General features: G+C 60.5%; 3 protein-coding genes. All 3 read left to right on the top strand.

The annotated features are described in order from the left end of the window. A partial coding sequence (locus tag GRAN_RS25275; protein WP_128915838.1) for a tyrosine-type recombinase/integrase occupies positions 1-1,475 on the top strand: 1,475 nt, incomplete at its 5' end. Then, on the top strand, positions 1,472-2,413 hold the full coding sequence (locus tag GRAN_RS25270; RefSeq protein ID WP_128915837.1) for a tyrosine-type recombinase/integrase: 942 nt from the start codon (positions 1,472-1,474) through the stop codon (positions 2,411-2,413). The genes GRAN_RS25275 and GRAN_RS25270, both read left to right, overlap by 4 nt. Further along, positions 2,406-3,373 (top strand): tyrosine-type recombinase/integrase (locus tag GRAN_RS25265; protein WP_128915836.1); only part of this gene is annotated, 968 nt, incomplete at its 3' end. The genes GRAN_RS25270 and GRAN_RS25265, both read left to right, overlap by 8 nt.

Below are 3,373 nucleotides of genomic sequence, written 5' to 3'. Positions count from 1 at the left end.
GCGCACTTATGTTGTGTTCGCAGTTATGTTGTGTAGCGGCTGCGAGGGGCCGTCTTCATTGGGCTTGCCGATTCTGGACGCAACATAACGAGATGAAGGTGGCGATACTGGGCGGATTGATTTCACCCAGGGAGACCACCATGTTCGATCATCTATTCACGCGGCAAGCCGCGATTGCCCACCACCAGTTCTCACCCTTTGCAGCCGAACGTCAGCTTTACCTGAAGCACCTCGTGGAAGAGGGGCGCTCGCGGAAGACTGTGCGTAACATCGCGCAGCTCCTCGTTGTCGTCGTCCGGCATCTTCGGCTCGACCGACCCGAGATCACCCTTGCTGAGATCGAAGCTGCCGCAGTCGAGTGGGCTGGGACGGCGTACCGCTCTCGAAGATGTCTCCACGTTGGCGAACGGCAGTTCGTCTATCACGCAGCAGGTTTGCTTCGGCTGCTTGGGAGGTTCCACGAGTCACGACCGGAAGTCGCCTATGCCGCACGGCTCGCGGACTTTCTTCATTTTCAGCGGCATGAACGGTGCCTTTCGCCAAGCACTTTGCATCACTACGAGATGTGCGTCGGGGAGTTCCTGAACTGGATCGCCCGGCAGCGCAAGCCGCTGGAAGAGGTTAGCCTCGAAGATATCTCCGAGTACTTCCAGGCGCTTGCGCAACGCAAGCTGAAGCGGACCAGTATCGCCCTTCACGTCGCGAAGCTGCGCAACTTCTTCCGCTACGCTGAGTCGAAGCATTGGTGCCGGGCCGGTCTCGCGGCACTCGATGCGCCTCGCATTTATCGGCTGGAGAGTCTCCCGCGAGGTCCGGCGTGGAGCGATGTTCAACGGCTACTTGCATCTTGTGCAGACAACATGCCGAGCGAGATCAGGGATCACGCGATGCTGTTGGTCATAGCCGTGTACGGCGTGCGCAGCGGCGAGGTGCGCCACCTTCGCCTTGAGGATATCGACTGGGAGCGTGAGATCCTCTGCATTCGACGTCCCAAGCAGCGCAAGACTCAGCACTACCCGCTCGTCCGTGAAGTCGGGGCAGCGATCCTTCGATACCTCCGCGAGGTGCGACCGAAGTGCAAGCTGCGAGAGATATTTCTGACGTGCGTCCAACCGTATCGAACCCTCACCGCTCCGGGATTCGGCACGATGGTACGCAACCGCCTGCATCGGCTCGGACTTGTGTTGCCATGCTATGGCCCACACGCGCTCCGGCACTCTTGCGCGACGCATCTGCTGGCCGAAGGCGTTTCGCTCAAGGAGATTGCCGATCATCTCGGGCATGTCTCTCTGACCGCTACACAGATGTACGCCAAGGTCGATCTGCACGCGCTGCATGAGGTGGGCGCTCTCCCGCTCACGGGACTTGTGGAGTTCGCGGCGAACAGCGAACGGGCTGCTACGCCGATCCAGATGCGAGGCAGCATCGAAGCCCTGCGCGGCGTTGCCGCGATCAGCCTCGGAGGTCTTCTATGATCCTCTCTCAAGCGGTCGAACAGTACATCCTGCACAAGCGGTCGCTTGGCATAGGATTCCGCAGCGAAACCGTCCGCCTTCGCGCCTTCATCCAGGCCATAGGTGATTGCGAGATGCATCTCATAGAGCCGGCACCGGTGCTGCGCTTCATCGAAGGCAGCGGCCCGCTCACCACCTTCTGGTTCTCGAAGTACCACACGCTGAAGGCGTTTTATCGCTACGCTATGGCCCGCGATTACTGCGCGAGTTGCCCTCTCCCACTCAGCGTTCCGCAGAAGCCGGAGGCCTTTCAGCCTTATATCTACACCAACCAGGACATCGAGCGGCTGATCGATGCCGCCGATTCGCGGCATCGCTACCGCTGGCTGCTTGAACCACATACCGTACGCACACTCCTGCTGCTTCTTTACGGAACAGGCCTCAGGATCGGCGAGGCGCTTCATCTCACGCTGGCGGACTTCGATACAGGCACAGGCGTCCTTACTATTCGCGAGACCAAGTTCTTCAAGAGCCGCTTTGTCCCGGTTGGCAACGATCTTCGCGGCGTACTGTGCCGCTACATCGACCGGCAGTGGCCGCAGTCATTGCAGTCCGAGACGACTCCGCTTCTCGGAACCGTCAAGGGAACTCCCATCATGCGTCAGACTGCGGAACTTGTCTTCAAGCGGCTTCGTGAACAGGCAGGCGTTTCGCGCTCTGACGGTGCTACTTTCCAGCCGCGACTGCATGACTTCCGCCATACCTTCGCGGTTGTTCGCCTCGTCACCTGGTACCGCGAGGGCAAGAACGTCCAGCGGCTTCTGCCTCACCTGTCGATCTACCTTGGACACGGCGTGCTGCGCGACACCCAACGCTACATCTCCATGACCACCGAGCTGCTCCAGCAGGCCAGCCTCTGCTTCGAGCGTTACGCCAGGCCGGAGGTGCCTCATGTCTAAGTCCGGATCGTTAGGTCCATGGGTCAAGCGCTTCCTCCTCGATCATCTGGTCGAGGAACGCAACCTGAGCAGGAACACGCAACGAAGCTATCGCGACACGTTCGCACTGTTGATGCCCTATGCCGCCGCCGCGCAGAACAAGCCAGTGGATCGTCTCGATGTCTTCGACCTGTCGAGCGACGTGCTGCGCGGCTTCCTCGATCATCTCGAACAGAACCGGAGATGCTCCATCCGAACCCGCAACCAGCGTCTTGCGGCTGTTCACGCGATGGCGCGCTTCATCGCCGAACGCAGCCCCGAACATATCGCCTGGTGCAGCCAGATACGCGCCGTCCCATTCAAGCGATTCACACGGAACGAACTCTCCTATCTGGACAAGCCAGAGATGGATGCTCTCCTCGCGGCTCCCAACCGCCGCACCGAGCAAGGGTGCCGCGATCACGCGCTCCTGCTGTTCCTTTACAACTCCGGCGCTCGCGTCTCCGAAGCCGCGTCGCTGCTGATCGGCGACCTAAACCTGCGTCCCAACCAACTCGGCAACGTGCAACTGCGAGGTAAGGGACGCAAGATGCGACGGTGCCCGCTCTGGCCGGCGACCGTCGACGCACTGCTCACACTTGTTCGCAACCGGTCGGCCAACCAACCCGTCTTTTTGAACCGACTTGGCGATGCGATCACACGGCACGGCATTCACTGGATGCTTCGCAACCACGTCCGTACGGCATCGGCTTCACATCCGTCGCTGCTTCGCAGGCCGATCAGCCCCCATGCCATCCGGCACACAACCGCGACGCACCTGCTCCGCGCCGGCGTCGATATCAACACCATCCGCGCATGGCTCGGTCATGTCTCCATCGACACCACCAACATCTACGCCGAGGTCGATCTGCAACGTAAGGCCGAAGTCCTCGCCCACTCAAACGACTTCAGCACAACACCCACCACCAACCAGCGATGGAA

It is taken from the genome of Granulicella sibirica (assembly GCF_004115155.1).
Classification (GTDB): domain Bacteria; phylum Acidobacteriota; class Terriglobia; order Terriglobales; family Acidobacteriaceae; genus Edaphobacter; species Edaphobacter sibiricus.
The sequence above is the reverse complement of the archived record's forward strand: the minus strand, read 5'-3'. Positions and strand labels throughout refer to the sequence as shown.

Excerpts from the sequence above, each read along its gene's own strand:
- GRAN_RS25270 (WP_128915837.1), top strand. The coding sequence starts at position 1,472 with ATGATCCTCTCTCAAGCGGTCGAACAGTACATCCTGCACAAGCGGTCG.